17 protein-coding genes are annotated in these 19,198 nt (G+C 67.5%); 10 read left to right on the forward strand and 7 right to left on the reverse strand.

What is annotated here, in order from left to right:
- Nucleotides 1–124: 124 nt before the first annotated feature.
- The 3 genes from ON22_RS11360 to acnA form a co-directional block, all read right to left on the reverse strand.
- Complete coding sequence (locus ON22_RS11360) at nt 125–541, reverse strand: acyl-CoA thioesterase (protein WP_033246202.1); 417 nt, start codon at nt 539–541, stop codon at nt 125–127.
- Between the two features lie 49 nt (nt 542–590).
- Nucleotides 591–1,157, reverse strand: coding sequence for a TetR/AcrR family transcriptional regulator (locus ON22_RS11365; RefSeq protein ID WP_033246288.1), 567 nt, complete (start codon nt 1,155–1,157; stop codon nt 591–593).
- A gap of 290 nt (nt 1,158–1,447) precedes the next feature.
- Nucleotides 1,448–4,252, reverse strand: a complete 2,805-nt coding sequence (gene acnA / locus ON22_RS11370) for an aconitate hydratase AcnA (RefSeq protein WP_033246201.1) — start codon at nt 4,250–4,252, stop codon at nt 1,448–1,450.
- A 289-nt stretch (nt 4,253–4,541) separates the two neighbouring features.
- On the opposite strand from acnA, the gene ON22_RS11375 reads away from it, so the two are divergent.
- The 7 genes from ON22_RS11375 to ON22_RS11405 all read left to right on the forward strand — a co-directional run bounded on the left by ON22_RS11375 (nt 4,542) and on the right by ON22_RS11405 (nt 11,806).
- The gene (locus ON22_RS11375; protein WP_174375573.1) at nt 4,542–5,231 is read left to right on the forward strand and encodes an Rv1476 family membrane protein; all 690 of its coding nucleotides are present in this window, start codon (nt 4,542–4,544) and stop codon (nt 5,229–5,231) included.
- 511 nt (nt 5,232–5,742) lie between these two features.
- A complete protein-coding gene (locus ON22_RS11380; protein WP_081595494.1) occupies nt 5,743–6,897 on the forward strand; it encodes an AAA family ATPase in 1,155 nt (384 codons plus the stop codon).
- Nucleotides 6,898–6,926: 29 nt separating this feature from the next.
- Nucleotides 6,927–7,877 carry a DUF58 domain-containing protein gene (locus tag ON22_RS11385; protein WP_033246200.1) on the forward strand — a complete coding sequence of 317 codons (951 nt, stop codon included), beginning with the start codon at nt 6,927–6,929 and terminating at the stop codon, nt 7,875–7,877.
- Nucleotides 7,874–8,875: a VWA domain-containing protein gene (locus tag ON22_RS11390; RefSeq protein ID WP_033246199.1), complete on the forward strand. Its 1,002-nt coding sequence runs from the start codon at nt 7,874–7,876 to the stop codon at nt 8,873–8,875. Before ON22_RS11385 ends, ON22_RS11390 begins: the two co-directional genes overlap by 4 nt.
- Before the next feature lie 178 nt (nt 8,876–9,053).
- Complete coding sequence (gene fabG1, locus ON22_RS11395; protein WP_033246198.1) at nt 9,054–9,770, forward strand: 3-oxoacyl-ACP reductase FabG1; 717 nt, start codon at nt 9,054–9,056, stop codon at nt 9,768–9,770.
- Nucleotides 9,771–9,888: 118 nt separating this feature from the next.
- Nucleotides 9,889–10,722 (forward strand): NADH-dependent enoyl-ACP reductase InhA, encoded by an 834-nt coding sequence (gene inhA / locus ON22_RS11400; protein ID WP_033246197.1) that lies wholly within the window; start codon nt 9,889–9,891, stop codon nt 10,720–10,722.
- A gap of 25 nt (nt 10,723–10,747) precedes the next feature.
- Nucleotides 10,748–11,806 carry a ferrochelatase gene (locus ON22_RS11405; protein ID WP_033246196.1) on the forward strand — a complete coding sequence of 353 codons (1,059 nt, stop codon included), beginning with the start codon at nt 10,748–10,750 and terminating at the stop codon, nt 11,804–11,806.
- 412 nt (nt 11,807–12,218) lie between these two features.
- Here ON22_RS11405 and ON22_RS11410 read toward each other — a convergent pair whose 3' ends face one another.
- Together ON22_RS11410 and ON22_RS11415 are read right to left on the reverse strand one after the other, a co-directional pair.
- Nucleotides 12,219–13,034 (reverse strand): Rv1486c family protein, encoded by an 816-nt coding sequence (locus ON22_RS11410; RefSeq protein WP_033246195.1) that lies wholly within the window; start codon nt 13,032–13,034, stop codon nt 12,219–12,221.
- 64 nt (nt 13,035–13,098) lie between these two features.
- Entirely contained in the window at nt 13,099–13,926 is an 828-nt protein-coding gene (locus tag ON22_RS11415) for a DUF3097 domain-containing protein (RefSeq protein WP_033246194.1), read from the reverse strand.
- A gap of 100 nt (nt 13,927–14,026) precedes the next feature.
- On the opposite strand from ON22_RS11415, the gene ON22_RS11420 reads away from it, so the two are divergent.
- The 3 genes from ON22_RS11420 (at nt 14,027) to ON22_RS11430 (ending at nt 16,209) form a co-directional block, all read left to right on the forward strand.
- Nucleotides 14,027–14,458, forward strand: a complete 432-nt coding sequence (locus ON22_RS11420; RefSeq protein ID WP_033246193.1) for an NfeD family protein — start codon at nt 14,027–14,029, stop codon at nt 14,456–14,458.
- Nucleotides 14,459–15,727, forward strand: coding sequence for an SPFH domain-containing protein (locus tag ON22_RS11425; protein ID WP_033246192.1), 1,269 nt, complete (start codon nt 14,459–14,461; stop codon nt 15,725–15,727).
- Between the two features lie 251 nt (nt 15,728–15,978).
- A complete protein-coding gene (locus tag ON22_RS11430; RefSeq protein ID WP_033246191.1) occupies nt 15,979–16,209 on the forward strand; it encodes a glycosyltransferase family protein in 231 nt (76 codons plus the stop codon).
- A 20-nt stretch (nt 16,210–16,229) separates the two neighbouring features.
- On the opposite strand, the gene ON22_RS11435 is transcribed toward ON22_RS11430, so the two are convergent.
- On the reverse strand, nt 16,230–18,176 hold the full coding sequence (locus ON22_RS11435) for a cellulose biosynthesis cyclic di-GMP-binding regulatory protein BcsB (RefSeq protein WP_051157464.1): 1,947 nt from the start codon (nt 18,174–18,176) through the stop codon (nt 16,230–16,232).
- A gap of 159 nt (nt 18,177–18,335) precedes the next feature.
- Nucleotides 18,336–19,058, reverse strand: coding sequence for a TVP38/TMEM64 family protein (locus ON22_RS11440; RefSeq protein ID WP_051157465.1), 723 nt, complete (start codon nt 19,056–19,058; stop codon nt 18,336–18,338).
- Nucleotides 19,059–19,198 lie beyond the last annotated feature (140 nt).

Consider the following 19,198-nt stretch of genomic DNA (forward strand, 5'->3'; position numbering starts at 1 on the left):
CCGGATTTGCGTCCATAGAAGGCCGATTTCGAGACCGGGGAAATTACCGGGACGGAAGTTTTCCGGAAACAGGGTAGAACGGCCCGGCGGCCGGAAGGTTTGCCGAATGCTTCGGAGGTGCCGTTCAGCCGCCGAGGAGTTCGGGCTTCTCGGCCAGTGCGCGCAAACGGCCCGCCGGATCCGTGACCAATCGGCGAGCATCCAGATCCAGCACTCCGCCGACACCGACCACCTCGGCCGAGAGTGTGTCGTCGGCGCGGATCATCTCCTGCCGAATGCGATAGGTTTTGCCCGAACCCCATTCGAACTCGCAGCTCACCCGGACCTCGTCGCCGCTGCGCAGTTCGCGCCGGTACTTGATGGTGGTTTCGAGAATGACGGGTCCCAGCCGGGCCGCCACCAGTTTGTCCGCCTGCAGGCCCGCCGCGACCAGGCACTCCCAGCGGGCGTGTTCGGCGTACTGCAGATAGACCGCCTGATTGACATGGCCCTGGACGTCGAGTTCGTAACCACGGACAGTGATGGGGACGGAGAAGGTCATACCTCTGCGAACTCGCGTCGGACCACTGTTGTTCCCGCCGCACCGGCGCTCAGGGACGGCGTCGTACCGAAGCCTCCACCAGATCCAGCACGGCGGTGAGGTTTTCGTTCGTATGCCCGGACGCGATGCGGGCGATGAGACCGTCCAGCACCAGGTCGAGGTAGCCCAGCAGCACATCGGTGGGTACATCGTCGCGCAGCGCTCCGGCCGCCTTACGGCGCTCCAGCCGGGCCAGGGTGGCCGCGGTGAGCTCGGCCGAACGCTGTGTCCAGCTCGACCGGAACTCGGGATCGGTGCGCAGCCGCCGGGCGATCTCCAGCCGGGTGCCCAGCCAGTTGTACTCCTGCGGGTCGGCGAGCATATCCCGCATCACCTGCACGATGCCCTGGTTGGCCGCGACCTCGGCCATCCGCTCGGCATCCTCCTGGGCCAGCGCCAGGAAGAGAGCGTCCTTATCGCGGAAATGGTGGAAGATCGCGCCCCGAGACAGGCCGATGGCATCCTCCAGGCGGCGCACGGTGGCGCCGTCGTATCCGAACTCGGCGAAACAGCGGCGCGCGCCGTCGAGTATCTGTGTGCGCCGGGCGGCCAGATGATCGTCGCTGACCTTGGGCATGGACTTCTCCTCCACAGCGGGGGATGGATACGAAATGACGAGCGGTGGGTCACAGATACGCGCATCCCCGCCGCGGCCGAGACCGAGGCGGGGAATCCCGGTGTCTACTATGTGATCCCGGATGAACCGTGCCGCATCCGGGTCCGGCGTGGCCTTGCGGCCGGCCGGGCGCCTCGCGGAATGCCCGGGAGCGGCCCGCGCACCGGAGCCCGGAACCGGATGAGCCGGCGGCTCGGGGCACGGTATCCGGTACGCGAGCCCGGTAGCTACCGGGCTCGCGGTACCTGCGATCAGTTCCGGATCATATTCCGCAGCACGTACTGCAGAATGCCGCCGTTGCGGTAGTAATCCGCCTCACCGGGGGTGTCGATACGGACCACCGCGTCGAACTCCACCTTCGACCCGTCGTCCTTGGTCGCCGTGACGTGGACGGTGGCCGGGGTGGTGCCCGAGTTGAGTTCCTCGATACCCGCGATATCGAAGACCTCGGTTCCGGTCAGGCCCAGCGATTTCGCCGATTCGCCCTGCGGGAACTGCAGCGGGATCACGCCCATACCGATCAGGTTCGACCGGTGGATACGCTCGAACGATTCGGTGATCACGGCCTTCACACCCAGCAGGCGGGTGCCCTTGGCGGCCCAGTCGCGCGACGAACCGGAGCCGTACTCCTTACCGCCCAGCACGACCAGCGGGATACCGGCCTTCTGGTAGTTCTGCGAGGCATCGTAGATGAACGCCTGCGGAGCGCCGTCCTGGGTGAAGTCGCGGGTGTAACCGCCCGAGACATCGTCGAGGAGTTGGTTGCGCAGCCGGATGTTGGCGAAGGTACCGCGAATCATCACCTCGTGGTTACCGCGCCGCGAGCCCAGGGAGTTGTAGTCCTTACGTGCCACACCGTGCGAATCGAGGTAGTCCGCGGCCGGGGTGCCCGGCTTGATGGCACCGGCGGGGGAGATGTGGTCGGTGGTGACCGAATCGCCCAGCAGGGCCAGGACGCGGGCGCCCTTGATATCGGCGACGGGCTCCGGCTCCATGCCCATACCGTCGAAGTACGGCGCCTTGCGGACGTAGGTGGAATCGTCGCTCCACTCGAAGGTGTTGCCCTCCGGGGTGGGCAGGCTGCGCCACCGCTCGTCGCCCTTGAAGACATCGGCGTAGGACTTGGTGAACATCTCCTGGCTGATCGCCGACTTGATGGTGTCGTCGATCTCCTGGGCCGAGGGCCAGATATCCTTCAGGAACACCGGATTGCCCTGGGTGTCCGTGCCCAGCGGATCGTTCTCGAAATCGAAGTCCATGGTGCCCGCGAGCGCGTAGGCGATGACCAGCGGCGGGGAAGCCAGATAGTTCATCTTCACGTCGGGGGAGATGCGGCCCTCGAAGTTACGGTTACCCGACAGGACCGCGGTGACGGTGAGGTCGTTGTCGTTGACCGCCTTGGAGATCTCCTCCGGCAGCGGACCGGTGTTGCCGATGCACGTGGTGCAGCCGTAGCCACCCAGGTGGAAGCCGAGCTTCTCCAGGTAGGGCCACAGACCGGCCTTCTCGTAGTAGTCGGTGACGACCTGCGAACCCGGGGCCATATTGGTCTTCACCCACGGCTTGCTGGTCAGGCCCTTGTCCACCGCGTTACGGGCCAGCAGCGCGGCACCGATCATGACCGACGGGTTGGAGGTGTTGGTGCAGGAGGTGATTCCCGCGACCGCGACCGCGCCGTGGTCCAGAATGAACTCGCCGCGCTCTTCGGTGACAACCCGTACCGGCTTGGAAGGACGGCCCTGGGAATTGACCGCCGCGGACTGCACATCGACGGCGCCGTCGTCGGCGAACGACAGCGAGGCCGGATCGGAGGCGGGGAACGACTCCTCGACTGCCTCGTCCAGCTGGGAATGCGGCGTCGGGTGCTGATCTTCCACGTAGTTGTGGATGTCCTTGCGGAACGCGATCTTCGACTCGTCCAGCGCGATGCGGTCCTGCGGACGCTTCGGGCCGGCGATGGAGGGCACCACGGTGCTCAGGTCGAGCTCGAGGTACTCGGAGTAGGTGGGCTCGGCGGCCGGATCGTGCCACATGCCCTGCTCCTTGGCGTAGGCCTCGACGAGCGCGAGCTGCTCATCGGTGCGGCCGGTGAGGCGCAGGTAGTTGATGGTCTCCTCGTCGATCGGGAAGATCGCCGCGGTGGAGCCGAATTCGGGGCTCATATTGCCCAGTGTGGCGCGGTTGGCCAGCGGTACCTCGGCGACGCCCTGGCCGTAGAACTCGACGAATTTGCCGACGACACCGTGCTTGCGCAGCATATCGGTGACGGTGAGCACGACGTCGGTGGCGGTGACGCCCGGCTTGATCTCGCCGGTGAGTTTGAAGCCCACCACGCGCGGGATCAGCATGGAGACCGGCTGGCCGAGCATGGCGGCCTCGGCCTCGATACCGCCGACGCCCCAGCCGAGCACGCCCAAACCGTTGACCATGGTGGTGTGCGAGTCGGTGCCGACGCAGGTGTCCGGATAGGCCTGCCCGTTGCGGACCATGACCGTGCGGGCCAGGTATTCGATGTTCACCTGGTGGACGATGCCGGTACCGGGCGGGACGACCTTGAAATCGTCGAATGCGCCCTGGCCCCAGCGCAGGAACTGGTAGCGCTCGCCGTTGCGCTCGTATTCGAGTTCGACATTGCGCTCGAAGGCGTCGGCGCGGCCGAAGACATCGAGGATCAGCGAATGGTCGATGACCATTTCGGCCGGGGAGAGGGGGTTGACCTTCTCCGGGTCGCCACCGAGGGCGGAGACGGCCTCGCGCATCGTGGCCAGGTCGACCACGCAGGGCACGCCGGTGAAGTCCTGCATCACCACGCGGGCCGGGGTGAACTGGATCTCGATACTGGGCTGGGCGTTGGGATCCCAGCCGGCCAGCGCACGAATATGGTCGGCGGTGATGTTCGCGCCGTCCTCGGTGCGCAGCAGATTCTCGGCGAGGACCTTCAGTGCGTACGGGAGTTTCTCGGTGCCGGGCACGGCCGAGAGGCGGAAGATCTCGTAGGAGTTGCTTCCGACCTCGAGGTTGCCCTTGGCGCCGAAAGTATCGATACTTTTGGTCACGTCAGCTCCACTTGTCGGGTGTGGGCGCCGTCGGCGGGGCTGTGCCGGCGGCGGTACGTCTCTGGCATGAGGTGCCGGCCCGGGATGGCGCCGGTTCCCCGCGGTTCCCAACCCTAACAGTACGCTTGTCCTGTGAAATTTTCGGGGCGGTGCCCGGTCGCCGCGGCCCGGCGTGGCAACCGTTCGGCGTGGCGGGTGTGCACCGACCGCTCCGTTGTCGCGTAATCTGCTCTCGAGCTGGACCGGATTGCCGGGGCGTGCCGTCGGGTACTCCGGGAATTCGTGCCCAGTGCTCGCTACCCCTGTCGCCTCGTCCGACGATGCGGCCTCGACCAAGACCGGATGGAAGATGACCGTCACCCACACTTCGGCCTTCTCCCTCAGGGCCACCAAGCTGCCGGACGAATTCGACACGGACACCATGGCGGAAGTCCGGACCGATCTCGCCGACAACGGGGTGTTCACACCCGACGGAGACGACCAGAGCGAACTGGCCGCAATCGTGGCCGATGCGCGGGCACACGGCATCGACCTGAGCATTGTGGTGATGCACGGCAACCCCGGCCACGATTCGGAACTGCGGGATCTGGCCACCGAGGTCGCGGGATTCCAGCACGGCACGATCGCGGTCTTCAGCGACGACTGGATCGGCACCACCAGCGATTCGATCAGCCGGGTGCGGCTCGAATGGGCCGAAGACACGGCGAAGTTCAAAGGCGGTGACAGCGAGGAGGCGGCGCAGATCTTGGTGCACCGCCTCGAACAGACGCCGACGGTGAGCTGGACCGAGATCACCTCGGTGCTGCTGGCCGGGCTCGTCCTGGTGATCGGCGGGTTGTACTGGGTCAAGGCGCGCCGTCGTGACGATACGACGGCAGCGCATACCGCGCCGGCGCCGGATGCTCCGGCACCCGCGGCGGACTCCGAGGTTCCTACCCGGTTTGCCGACGAAGCCGTGCGGGAACCGGCCTCGCGATAGGCCTTCGCCTGCCACCGGCCGTGTCCGCAGTGCCGTTTCGGCCGGGTGGGCTCGACATCGCGGGCTCCTCTTCTGCTGTGCGCCCGGATTCGCGGGCACCAGGAAAGCCGTCCGCCGGGGTTGTCGGCTCGATGCCCTGAGCGCAAGCGTGTGGTTGCGCGTCGAGCCGGTCGTTCTGTGTTTCGTGGGTGCGCGTCCAGTCCGTGGTTGCGCTTCGCCGTCGCGAACGCCTGATGGGGTTGTGGCGGACGCGGCGATCGAGGAGTTGTCGCCCGGCAGAAATTGTGCAGGTTTCGGCGGCCGCTGCGGCGGGCATCATGCCTTATCGGTACGTATGGTCGAGGGCGACGGGCGATGCCGGTGGCCGCGGCCACCGGGTGGACACCATCCGCCGGACCGGCGACCGCAGGTGAAGGCGGCGAAATCCGCGACAGTGGAGCCGGTTGCGGCGGATACGGTCATCACCTGGAATAGTTGTGACAGCACGCACAGGACCGAGGCGAAAGCGGGGATGTTGGTGACTTCGACGGACGGTGTCAAAGGGGCGGATTTGGCGAAAGAACCGCCGACGCCTGCTTCGAGCACCCTCGAACGCGACGTCCAGACCCTGGAAAAAGCGATCTACGAGGTCAAGCGGGTAATCGTCGGGCAGGACCGGCTGGTCGAGCGGCTGCTGGTCGGGGTGCTCGCCCGCGGTCATGTGCTGCTGGAGGGTGTGCCCGGTATCGCCAAGACGCTGGCGGTGGAAACCTTCGCCAAGGTGGTCGGCGGGTCGTTCTCCCGCGTCCAGTTCACCCCCGACCTGGTGCCCACCGATCTCGTCGGTACCCGTATCTACCGCCAGGGCCGGGAAGAGTTCGATACCGAACTGGGCCCTGTCGTCGCCAACTTCGTACTGGCCGACGAGATCAACCGCGCCCCCGCGAAGGTGCAGTCGGCGCTGCTCGAGGTGATGGCCGAGCGTCATGTATCGATCGGCGGTAAGACCTACCCGATGCCCGATCCCTTCCTGGTGATGGCCACCCAGAACCCGATCGAGAGCGAAGGCGTGTACCCGCTGCCGGAAGCGCAGCGTGACCGGTTCCTGTTCAAGATCGTTGTCGACTACCCCTCCGTCGAGGAGGAACGCGAGATCATCTACCGGATGGGTGTCGCGCCGCCGGAGCCGGGGCAGATCCTGGAGCCGACGGAATTGCTGCGGTTGCAGAAACTCGCCGCGAGCACCTTTGTGCACCATGCACTGGTGGACTATGTGGTCCGGGTGATCTCGGCCACCCGTGTCCCGGCCGAATTCGGTATGCACGATGTGGCGAACTGGATCTCCTACGGCGCCTCCCCCCGCGCCAGCCTCGGCATCATCGCCGCCGCCCGCGCGGTCGCGCTGATCCGCGGTCGCGATTACGTGGTTCCGCAGGATGTCCTCGAGGTCATCCCGGATGTGCTCCGGCATCGCCTGGTGCTCTCTTACGATGCGCTCGCCGACGAGGTCAGCCCCGAGGACGTGATCCAGCGGGTACTGCAGACCGTCGGCCTGCCGCAGGTGGCGCCGCAGGCGGTGGCGCCCGGTGCGCCGCCCGCCGCCGAGAACGGTAACGGCCGGCCGCCCGCTCCGCCGCAGCAGGCGCCCCAGGTGCCGCAGACCGCCGGCTCGAACCAGCCCCAGTGACCCGGCCGGACCCCCGTGCCCGAGTGCCCATGGCAGATCACGCGCCACCGTCGTTCCGGTCGGGCGAGCTGACCGACCCGCATCTGGCGGCCGCCCTGAAAACCCTGGAGCTCACGGTGCGCCGCCGGTTGGACGGCGTACTGCACGGCGATCATCTCGGCCTGATCCCGGGACCCGGTTCGGAACCGGGTGAGGCACGCGCGTATCAGCCGGGCGACGATGTCCGGCAGATGGACTGGTCGGTCACCGCCCGCACCACCCATCCGCATGTCCGGCAGATGATCGCCGATCGGGAACTGGAAACCTGGATGGTGGTGGATCTGTCCGCCAGCCTGGACTTCGGCACCGGCGCCTGCCAGAAACGCGATCTCGTGGTCGCCGCCGCGGCCGCGATCACCCATTTGACGATGGGTGGCGGTAACCGGGTCGGCGCCGTGGTGGCCACCGGCGAGCAGCTGCGGCGGATTCCGGCGCGCAGCGGCCGGGTGCATGCGCAATCGCTGCTCCGCAGTATCGCCACCACGCCGCATCCGCGCGACGGGGTACGCGGTGATCTGCACGGCGCCATCGAATCGCTGCGCCGCCCGCAGCGCAAACGCGGACTCGCCGTGGTGATCAGCGATTTCCTCGGGGATATCACCTGGCAGCGGTCGCTGCGCGCCATCTCCGCGCGCCACGAACTGCTGGCCGTGGAGGTGCTCGATCCGCGCGATATGGCCCTGCCCGATATCGGTGACGTCGTACTGCACGACCCGGAAACCGGGCGGACCCGTGAGTTCAGCGTGACGCCCCAGCTGCGTGCCGACTATGCGGCGGCCGCACAGCGGCACCGGGAGGAGGTCGAGCAGACCCTGCGCAGCTGCGGCGCCCCGGTGATGACCTTGCAGACCGACCGGGACTGGATCGCCGATGTGGTCCGGTTCGTCTCCACTCGGCGCCACAGCCTCGGCGCCTCGACTTCGCGGGTGCCACGCCAGTGAGTATTTCGAATTTCGCCGCCCCGATCTGGCTCGGGTTCCTTGCCGTCATCCTGCTGCTCGCGCTGGCATATCTGCTGGTCCAGCGCAGTAAACACCGCCATATGCTGCGATTCAGCAATATGGAGCAGCTCGAGAAGGTGGCGCCGAACCGGCCGACCTTCTGGCGGCATATCCCGATCATCCTGGTGATCGTCGGCATGGTGTTCTCCACCATCGGCGCCGCCGGGCCCACCGCTGAGCAGAAGGTGCCCCGGAACCGGGCCACCGTCGTCCTCGTCATGGATGTCTCGCTGTCGATGGAAGCCACCGATGTATCACCGAGCAGGCTCGAGGTCGCCCAGCAGGCGGCCAAGGATTTCGCCGAAGGTCTCACCCCGGGGATCAACCTGGGCCTGGTGACCTACGCGGGGACCGCCTCGGTACTCGTCTCGCCCACCACCGACCGCGGTTCGGTGAAGGCCGCCATCGACAACATTCGCCTCGCCGAGCGCACGGCCACGGGTGAGGGCATCTTCACCGCCCTGCAGTCGATCGAAACCCTGGCCTCGGTGCTGGGCGGGTCGGAGACACCGCCGCCGGCCCGGATCGTGCTGATGTCCGACGGTAAACAGACGGTGCCGGATTTCGAGGATTTCGATAATCCGCGCCACGAATTCGTGGCGGCCCGGCTGGCCAAGACCAAAAAGATCCCGGTGTCGACGATCTCGTTCGGCACGCAGTGGGGTGTGGTCGAGATCCCGCGCGATGACGGGGGTACCGATCAGGTCGAGGTTCCGGTGGACGACGAGGCGATGCAGGAAATCGCGCAACTATCCGGCGGAGAGTTCTATACGGCCTCCAGCCTGGAGGAACTCTCCGGCGTCTACGACACCCTCGAAGAACAAATCGGTTACGAGATCACCCGCGGTGACGCGAGCCGGCCCTGGTGGCTGCTCGGTCTGCTGGCGACCCTCGCCGGTGTCGTGGTGGCCCTGCTGCTGCGGCAGCGGCTGCCGTAACCGGATCCACCGGCGCTTCTCGCAGGCCGGTGAGCACGCTGCCGACGGGCCGGGTTCGATATCGAACCCGGCCCGTCGGCGTACCCCCGGTTTTGTGCGAGACGCACAAGTACACCGGCGAAATATGGGTGGACGTCCCATGCGATCGCTACCGGCACCGCCAGGTAGGTTTGTCCCCATGTCGAACTTCACAGCACGCTCGGTTCTGGTGACCGGCGGCAACCGCGGGATCGGGCTCGCGGTGGCGCAGCGCCTGCACGCCGACGGCCACAAGGTGGCCGTCACCCATCGCGGTTCGGGTGCACCCGAGGGCCTGTTCGGAGTGAAATGCGATGTCACCGACAGTGAATCGGTGGATCGGGCGTTTTCCGAGGTCGAGGCGCAGCAGGGGCCGGTGGAAGTACTGGTCGCCAATGCGGGCATCACCGACGACACGCTGCTCATGCGGATGACCGAAGACCAGTTCACCAAGGTGGTCGATGCGAACCTGGCCGGCGCCTTCCGGTGCGCAAAGCGGGCCAACCGGGCCATGCTCCGCGCCCGGTGGGGCCGGATGATCTTCCTCGGATCGGTGGTGGGCCTCGCGGGCCAGGCCGGGCAGATCAACTACGCCGCGTCGAAAGCCGGTGTCGTCGGGCTGGCGCGGTCCATCACGCGCGAACTCGGCGGGCGTTCGATCACCGCCAATGTCGTCGCGCCCGGTTTCATCGATACCGATATGACCAAGGACCTGCCGCAGGAGATGCGGGAACTGGCCGAAAAGTTCATCCCGATGAAGCGGGTCGGCAAACCCGAGGATGTCGCGGCCGTGGTCAGTTTCCTCGCATCGGAGGATTCGGGCTACGTCTCCGGTGCGGTTATCCCGGTCGACGGTGGTATGGGTATGGGGCACTGACCGGCCCACAGGTCACCGAACACATCTCGCGGCCGCGTCGGCAACACGGTGAACACCGTCCGGCACGGCCGGTCGAACGCGATCCACAACACCACACATCAGGGAGAACCGAGAACTCATGGGCGGATTGCTCGAAGGCAAGACGATCCTCGTCACCGGCATCATCACCGATGCCTCGATCGCATTCCACGCGGCGGCGATCGCGCAGAAGGAGGGGGCCCGGGTGATCATCACCGGTCTCACCGAACGCCTGCGGTTGATCGACCGGATCGCCAAGCGCCTGCCCGAGGAGGTGCCGCCGGCCATCGGGCTCGATGTCACCAACCAGGAAGATCTGGACAAACTGCCCGACGAGCTGCGCCGTCTCGCCCCCGAGGGGATCGACGGTGTACTGCATTCGATCGCCTTCGCCCCGAAGACGCTGATGGGCCCGGATGCCGTGCCGTTCCTGGAGGGCCCGAGCGCGGATGCGGCGAAATCCTTCGAGATCTCGGCGTGGAGCTATGCGGCGCTGGCGCGGGCGGTACTGCCGGTGATGAACGAGCGCGGCTCGATCGTCGGCATGGATTTCGATCCCCGTACCGCCATGCCGTACTACAACTGGATGGGTGTGGCCAAGGCCGCGCTGGAATCGGTGAACCGGTATGTGGCGCGTGAGGTCGGCTACGCGAAGCAGATCCGGTCCAATCTGATCGCCGCCGGTCCGGTGAAAACCCTTGCCGCCAAGGCGATCGCCGGGACCGCAACCGATGACGCGAAACAGCTCAAACAGCTGGATACCTACTGGGACGGCGCGTCCCCGATCGGCTGGGACGGCGGTGCCGAAGTGGTCGGCAAATCGATCGTGGCGCTGCTGTCGGATTGGCTGCCCGCGACCACCGGATCGATCGTGTATGTCGACGGCGGGGCCAGCCACAACACCTGGTTCCCCGAGAACATGCCGCTGGACTGATCACCGGACCTGGTAAGGAGGCGCCGTGGCCCGCGCGGCCGACGCACTGCTGCTGTTGTCCTTCGGTGGACCCGAAGGGCCCGAGGATGTGCTGCCGTTCCTGGAGAACGTCACCCGCGGCCGCGGCGTCCCACCCGAACGCCTGACCGAGGTCGCGGAGCATTATCTGCACTTCGGCGGGGTGTCGCCGATCAATGCCTGCAACCGCGCGATCATCACCGCGGTGGAGGCCGGGCTGGCGCGTACCGGGCTCGATCTGCCCGTGTACTTCGGCAACCGGAACTGGCACCCTATGGTCGAGGACACACTGGCGCGGATGGCCGCCGACGGGGTGCACTCGGCCCTGGTTTTCCCGACCTCGGCCTGGGGCGGTTACTCGGGGTGCCGGCAGTACGACGAGGACATCACCAGGGCCCGGGCAGTGGTGGGCCCGGAGGCGCCGGAACTGGTGAAGCTCCGGCATTATTTCGATCATCCACTACTGATCGCGGCCTTCGCGGACGCGATACACGCGGCGCGCGAGACACTTCCGGCCGGACGGTCCGATAACGCGCGCCTGGTGTTCACCGCGCATTCGGTGCCGATCGCCGCAGACAGCGCGGCCGGGCCGCCCGCCGACGGCGGTAATCTCTACAGTCGGCAGGTCGCCGAGGCCGCGCGGTTATGTGCCACCGCAACAGGTTTCGACGACTACGACGTAGTGTGGCAGTCGCGCTCGGGACCACCGCAGGTCCCATGGCTCGGACCCGATATCGTCGACCATCTGGAAACCTTGCCGGACAAGGGTTTCGATGCTGTGATCGTCTGCCCGGTGGGTTTCGTCTCCGATCACCTCGAAGTGATCTGGGATCTCGACAACGAAGCCGCCACGAAGGCCGCCGAACTCGGGATCGCCTTCGCCCGCGCGGCAACTCCGGGTACCGACGATCGATTCGCCGAAATGGTGGTCGAGTTGATCACCGAGCAACTGCGCGCAACGCCGCCGCGGCGTCTCGGTGATGTACCCGGTTACGGGTGCACGGTCGACGGCGCGCTGTGCGCCGTCGGGTGTTGCGAACCCGTGCGGCGACCCAGCGGTCGCTAGCGGTCGCACCATACCGGCGCCGCACCGCGGCGCCGGTGCACCACCACTCGCCGACCTCGAAGACTGGGTTCACGCCGGCCGGCGGCCATAGCAGACCGTGACGGGCCGGCCGGCGGATCGCCGCGGCCACACCTTCAGGGCACGATAACCGGCAGGTGGCGGTCGCTTCGTCTCTCTCGGCCGGCAGGGACGCGGGGCTCGGTCTGCGATGTCCGGGGTCCGGGGCGGTGGTCGGTTCCGCCACGTCCGGCGGGGAGACGGTCGCCGTGGCCGGTGGTGAGGATGGCGTCCAGCGGGTCCGTCGTAACCACGGTCGATCGGTGATGATCTGAGCACCCTGCGTGAACGATCCGGCTGGTGATATCGGAGCGCCCGGCGGAGATCCGGAGGCCCGATCCATCGCGCGGTCGGCTCAGCGTGCCTGGGGAGCCGCCGTGTGCACGGCGACGAGGCGGGCGGCGCGAAGGGCATCCCACAGGGGACGGAGCAGGGATTCGTGGGTTGTGGCAGCGGTGGCCGAGGTCGGTGCGGAGGCGGGCTCGCGCTGGGCGACGGTGAGGATCGCCGCCACATGGTCGGCGGTGTCGAGGATGCGTTTGGCCCGCAGCGGTACGTAATCGGGGTAGGTGTGACGGGAGTAGTCGGCCAGTTCGGCCTCGATGAGTTCGCGCGGATCCGCATCGCCGCCGCCGAGGCCGGTGGTATGCAGCTGCATGAGCGCGTCGGCGGCATCCCGCACGGCTTCGCGCATGGCGTACTCGGCCTCACCCAGCGACATCTCGGGGCCCGCGGCCGGTGGCATCGGAGCGGCGTAGACCGTCCACTGCAGCGTCGAATCGTCCTCGTGATACGGGATGAGACCGGTGCCCTCCGTGCCCGGAACTCCGATGAGAATTCCCTCACCCGCCTCGATCGCATCGGTGGCGAACGCAGTCCCCACCGGCAGCCCGCGGACATCGCCGGGTACCGGCAGCACCAGCCGCAGCTCCGCGCCAGGGGCCGCCAGCGCCTGCCGAATCATCTTGAGCAACGGCATAACCGCTGTCGTGGCGGTCTCCCCGAGTGCGGTCCAGGGCAGGTCGGTGCGCCCGCCGGTCACCGGATCACCGGCGGACAGCGTGTGCCGCGGAGCCCAGGCGTGCAATGCCTCGAGGACGTCATCGGGCGCGCTGCGACCCGCGAGCCACGAACCGGCCCACAGCGTGAGGGTGGCACTGGGAGAGCACATAATCATCGAGCATAAAGGGTGCAGGCAGTCGGCGGGCAGCGTCTGCGCAGGCTGTCGGCACGCGTTAGAATTGTTGCCCCGGTTCGGTGACGAAATCGATCAGCCGTTCCACCGCGCCGAGTAGCGGCGCCTCCAGATCCCGGAACGAATTCACCGCCGAATACACCCGCCGCCAGCCGTCCTGCGGTGTGCCCCAGCCCAGTCGGCTGCAGACACCGGTTTTCCAGTCCTCGCCGCGGGGGACGCGCGGCCATTCCGGTATTCCGACGGCCGCAGGTTTCACCGCCTGCCAGATGTCCACGAAAGGATGCCCGGTGACAAGGACGAATTCACCGAGCCCGGTGGTGAGATGCGTTTCCTTGGACCCGGTCACCAGATGATCCACGAGCACACCGACACGTTTACCGGGTCCGGGACCGAATTCGGCCAGGCGCGTAGCGAGATTGTCGAGTCCTTCCAGATGCTCCACCACCACACCCTCGACCCGCAGGTCGTGACCCCAGACCCGCTCCACCAAGGCGGCGTCGTGCACACCTTCCACCCAGATCCGGCTCGGCGCAGCGACTTTCGCGCGCAATCCGTCGACCCGGGTCGACCCGGAGGCCGAACGGGCGGGTTTCGCGGGGGCCGATTTCGCCGGCCGCAGCAATGTGACGGGTGTGCCGTCGATGAGGAAAGCCGCTTCGCGCATCGCGAAAAGGCGCACCGCGCCGCGGGCGTCCGCCAATTTCACGAAATCGCCGTCGTAGGTGCGGTCGAACCCCACTACCGCGCCACAGAAACCGCTGGCCGCGTCCTCCACCACGAGTTCGGGTTCCGCCACGACCTGGGTAACGGTGCGTTTCGCGGTGCGCGGATGGCCGGAAAAGATATCGCCGTATCGATCGCTCACCGGCCCGAAAGTAGCGTATCGAGGGGTTCGGCGGCGGCTGCCGGGGCGGGTGTCGCCGTCCGGGCCCCGTGCGGGGGAATATCCCACTAGGCTGGGCGGCGTGGCCGCTATTGTCTGGCTGGTCGCCGGTGTGCTGCTGGCGGCTGCCGAGATGTTCGTCGGTGAACTGACGCTGCTGATGCTCGGTTCCGCCGCGTTGCTGACCGCGGGGGTGAGCTTCCTGACCGATGCCCCCGTCGTCGTGGACGCGGTGGTCTTCGCGGTCTCGGCGGTGGTGCTGCTGCTCGGCGTCCGGCCGACGCTGTTGCGGCGCTTCGGAACTCCACCGCCGACACCGACCAATGTGGACGCCCTGACCGGTAAGACCGCGCTGGTGCTCGAACCGGTCGGTGAACACGACGGCCGGGTGAAACTGAGCGGCGAAGTGTGGAGCGCCCGGTCCCTGGACCCGGGGGAGGAGTACCCGGAGGGCGCGACCGTATACGTAATGAAGATCGACGGGGCGACAGCGGTCGTCTGGAAGGGCCCGTAAATGGCTGCATTGATACTCGTCGCCGCACTGGTGGTGCTGGCGGCGGTGGTGGTTTTCAAGTCGATTGCGCTGGTACCGCAGGCCGAGGCCGCGGTGATCGAACGACTCGGCCGGTATTCGCGAACGGCGTCGGGACAGCTGACGTTCCTGGTGCCGTTCGTCGACCGGATCCGAGCCAAGGTCGATCTGCGCGAACGCGTGGTGTCCTTCCCGCCGCAACCGGTGATCACCCAGGACAATCTCACGCTGCAGATCGACTCGGTGGTGTATTTCCAGGTCATGCAGCCGCAGGCAGCGGTCTACGAGATCTCCAACTACATCGCGGCGGTCGAACAGCTCACCGTCACCACTCTGCGCAATGTGGTCGGCGGGATGACCCTGGAGGAGACGCTGACCTCCCGCGACCAGATCAACAGCCAGCTGCGCGGGGTGCTCGACGAAGCGACCGGCCGCTGGGGTCTGCGGGTGGCCCGGGTGGAACTGAAGGCCATCGATCCGCCGCCGTCGATCCAGGAGTCGATGGAGAAGCAGATGAAGGCGGACCGGGAGAAGCGAGCCATGATCCTCACCGCCGAGGGCAACCGGGAATCGCAGATCAAGACCGCCGAGGGCGCCAAACAGTCGCAGATCCTCTCCGCCGAAGGTGCGAAGCAGTCGGCGATCCTGTCCGCCGAGGGTGAACGGCAGAGCCGTATCCTGCGGGCCCAGGGTGAGCGCGCCGCCTCCTACCTGCAGGCACAGGGCCAGGCCAAGGCGATCGAGAAGGTCTTCGCCGCGATCAAATCGGGCAAACCCACCCCCGAGCTGCTGGCCTACCAATACATGCAGACCCTGCCCATGGTTGCCCGGGGCGATGCGAACAAGGTGTGGCTGGTGCCGAGCGATTTCGGGAAGGCACTCGAGGGTTTCGCCAAGAATTTCGCAACCAAGGGCGACGACGGTGTCTTCCGGTACGAGCCCCCGGCCGAGGACGAGACCGCGGGCAAATTGGACGACGATGCCGACGAGGTCGCGGACTGGTTCGACACCAGTACCGATCCGGCCGTCGAGCGCGCGGTCCGCGCCGCCGAGTCCGTGGCGCGGACACCGGTGGATACGGCAGCGCCCGTGAACACCGCCAAATCGGATCCGCAGCCCGCGCCGCGGCAGCAGCCCCCGCAGGCGGTCATGCCGCCGCAACCCGGTCCCGGGTACGGCGTGCAGCCACAGCAACCGGGGACGCCTCCGCAGCAGTACCACCAGCAGCCGCGGCCACCGCACCAGCAGTAACCTGCCCGCTCCGCAGTAGACGGAGTTGCGGCAGCCGCAGTCCGGGGCCGGTCCCAGTGGGCGGCAGCCGGCACGTGATGGTGCCGGGAATCAGGCGGGTGCGAACAGCCGGTGAGCCGGTACCACCGGGACCGCCCGGCGGAACCTGCCGATCCCTTCCTGCGGAGTGCAGCGACTTGCCGCGCCCTTCTGGCCGGGGCGGGGCGAACCGCGGTGCACGGCCTCCTCGGCAGCGGGCGCGGGAGCCGGAGGTGATCGCCACGGTGATCGAAAACCTCGCCGCCTTCCGGTACCCGGCGGACAAGCTGCAGATACTGCTGCTGCTCGAGGCCGACGACGAGGCCACCATCGCGGCCGCCCGTGCCGTCGACGCGCCCGAAACGCTGCGCATCATCGAAGTTCCCCCGGCCGATCCCCGGACCAAACCCAAAGCCTGCAACTTCGGGCTGCATTTCGCGACCGGGGATATCGTCACCATCTAACCGCGCGACAACCAGACCGATCAGGCCCACGATGACATCGGTTTCCCGATCATGGATCGGCAGGACCGGTTTGCGGTGCCGCCGGACCCCGAGCATGAGCGCCAGCGCCAGCACGGGCAGGACGAACAGATAACCGATGGAGGTGCCTTCACCCGCACCCCGCCAGATATCGGCGAGTGTGCGCCGGAACGCCAGCGCGGCGAGGACGAACAGTATCGTCCAGCGCACCGCACGGCGCGTCCTCGGTGCTGCGATGCCGCGGCGCATCGCCGGTCAGCGTCGGTTCGTCCGGCGGCCGCGCGCGGCGAACCACAATGCCACGAGGAGGCCGAGGGCGAGCAGTACCGCGGCGACGACGAGCACGGTGCGCATGGTCGCCGAGACAGCTGACTCGGGTCCGGTGTCCGGTGCGGGCGCCGGAAGGCTGTAATTGACGGGCTCCCGGCCGGCGGCGGTGAACAGGACATCGCCGGAGAGCGAATACCAGCCGTCCGGCGAGCCAGTCGATGGTGCGGTCGAGTTCGCCGGGGCCGGCGTTGCTCGCGGCGACCAGCAGTTGACGCGTGCCGTCGTAGTAGCTCTGCAGCGAGGCGAACCGGAGGTCGGGGCAGAGCTGCAGTCACGGCGACCGCCCGGCTCAGATCGTCGAAACCGCCGCCCGTGGCGCCCACCTCCACCACGGGCAACAGCCCCTGCGGTAACGCCTGGAAGCCGCGGGGCGGACCTCCTGGCGCCGCGTCGCCGGTGACCTCGCTACCGGGCAGGATGGTCAGTGTCAGCGGCTGATCGGTACCGCAGCGGCCGGTGTCCCCGGTGGTACGCAACGTCACCTGAACCGGTGTGTTGCGTTGCAGGACATCGTCGGGGATATCGATCCAGCGGTCGATCTGCCCGGCCGAATCCGCCGCCCAGTTCGCGAGCTCCTGCTCACCCGCGGTGACGACGAGCTGGCCCGCCTGACTGGGCGGTAACGGTGTGTAGTGACCCTGGAGCTTCATCCGGATATGCCCGGCCGGCCGGCCGAGCTGTGACTGGTCGAGGGAGAACCGGACGCTGACCTCCGCATGCGAACTCGCGGTGAGCGTGCCCGCCCCGAGTTCGCCGAGGGTCGTGGTGTCCGGCGCGAGGACCGGTGCCTGATCCAGCGATCCCACAACGGCACGGCTGGCGACCGCGAAATCGGCGACCCGGCTGGTGAGCAGCCGGGTCTGGTCGAGCAGCGCCGCGTCGTTGCCGGTGATCAGCAGCGACGGTATGCCGGCGCCCGGAGTGAGAGTGGTGGCCGCATCGCCACCGGCTCTGATTGCGACCGAGCGGGTGAACGGATCGTCCGGTTCGGTGATCGAGCCGTCCGGGGCGAGCCTGCGCAGGCTCACCCGGATCGGCTGACTGCCGTAATGGGCGACGATCGCGGTGGACAGCGACAGCGCTGCGGTGGACTCGAGGTCCGACGGTGTATCGGGTACGTAGACGCGGAGCTCCTGCAGGATCGGCGGCAGGAAATCGGCGATGACGGTGGGCGGATCGGGACTACCGGTGTATCCGGTCCGGATATCGCGCAGTACGGCTCCGTGGTCGAACCAGTCGTCGGGGCAGCGGCCTTCGTCGGGGAAGAGGTTGACGTGCAGGGTCACCGTCGCGGCCTGCTCCTCGACGGTGGCCTCGTTCAACGGCAGGGTGATCGGTACCCGGGTCGCCGGCCCCGGTGGAAGGTCGGCGTGGGCGATGAACCGCTGCCCGGATTCCACATCGATGGTTCCGCGCGCGAGATCGGCCGGCAGGTCGACGGCCATGGTGAGTTCGGTAGGAGTGGTCCCCGGCGGTACCGGGATCGCCAGCTGTACATCGTCGTCGTCACCGCGCAGCGTGATCGGATCGCCGAGACCGAGATCGCGGGCGGAGAATGCGGTCTCACCCGCAGGAGGGACAGCGGTCCCGGGAGTGTGATTGCCGTGGGGGAGGTGCACACCAGTGCCAGGGCGGCCCCGCAAGCACATAATGTCCGAACGAGAATCCGCATGCCACGACCCCTCAGCTATCCGGTGGCATAAATCGGATTCCTCCGATGAATCGCCACGTGTGCGCGGTAAACCGGTGCGATTGAATGGTAACCGGAAACAGTTTGGTTACCTGTCGGCAACGATATCGTCCGGCGTTGCGGACGGCGCTGTGGTGCGATGTGTTCCGGGGCTTGTTGCCGAGTCGCTCGCGACCGGTTTCCAGCGCTGATCGATCACCAGGCCGAGGCAGCCGGCGGCGATACAGGCGATCGACACCCCGACCATGACCGGATGCGTGCCGCCGGTCAGTGCGTCGGCGAGGACCACGGTGGCGGCCGTTCCGGGCAGGATGCCCACGAGTGTGGCGCCCAGATACGGCCAGAAGCGGATGGAGGACAGCGCGCACGAATAGTTCACCACCGAGAACGGCGCGAAGGCGATCAGACGCAGCGCGCCGACCGCGAGCCAGCCGCGGCGGCGCAGGCGGTCGTCGATGATCTGCACCGTGGGGTGGGCGAGATAGGGCGCGACCCGGTCCCGGCCGAATGCGCGGACTAGAAGGAAGGCCGCTGCGGCACTCAGCAGTGAAGCCGTGACCGCTACGCCGAGGCCTAGGAATGGGCCGAAAAGCAGTCCCGATGCCACGGTGAACACGGTGCGCGGAACCGGCGCGATGATGATCAGCGCATGTGCCGCGAAGAACAGCACCGGGAACCACGGGCCGGCGCCCTCGGCCCATTCCTGGATCTGGCGGGGATCGGGTAACGGGGTGAGTAGTGCCGCCGCGCAGACGACCACGGCGAGGCACAGCACGAGGACCAGCCGGCGGTCGTGGAGGATGCGGAACACCGGGCGAGATTACCCAGTGTTGTCCGCGCCGCGGCAGTCGGTGTTGTCCGCGCCGCGTGCCGGCGCTGTGGCCGGGCACGATCCCTGGGCCCGGCGGTTGTGGGATCGGCCGAGGTGGCCGAGAACAGTAGCGGACCACT

The organism is Nocardia carnea NBRC 14403, assembly GCF_000308515.1.
GTDB lineage: Bacteria > Actinomycetota > Actinomycetes > Mycobacteriales > Mycobacteriaceae > Nocardia > Nocardia carnea.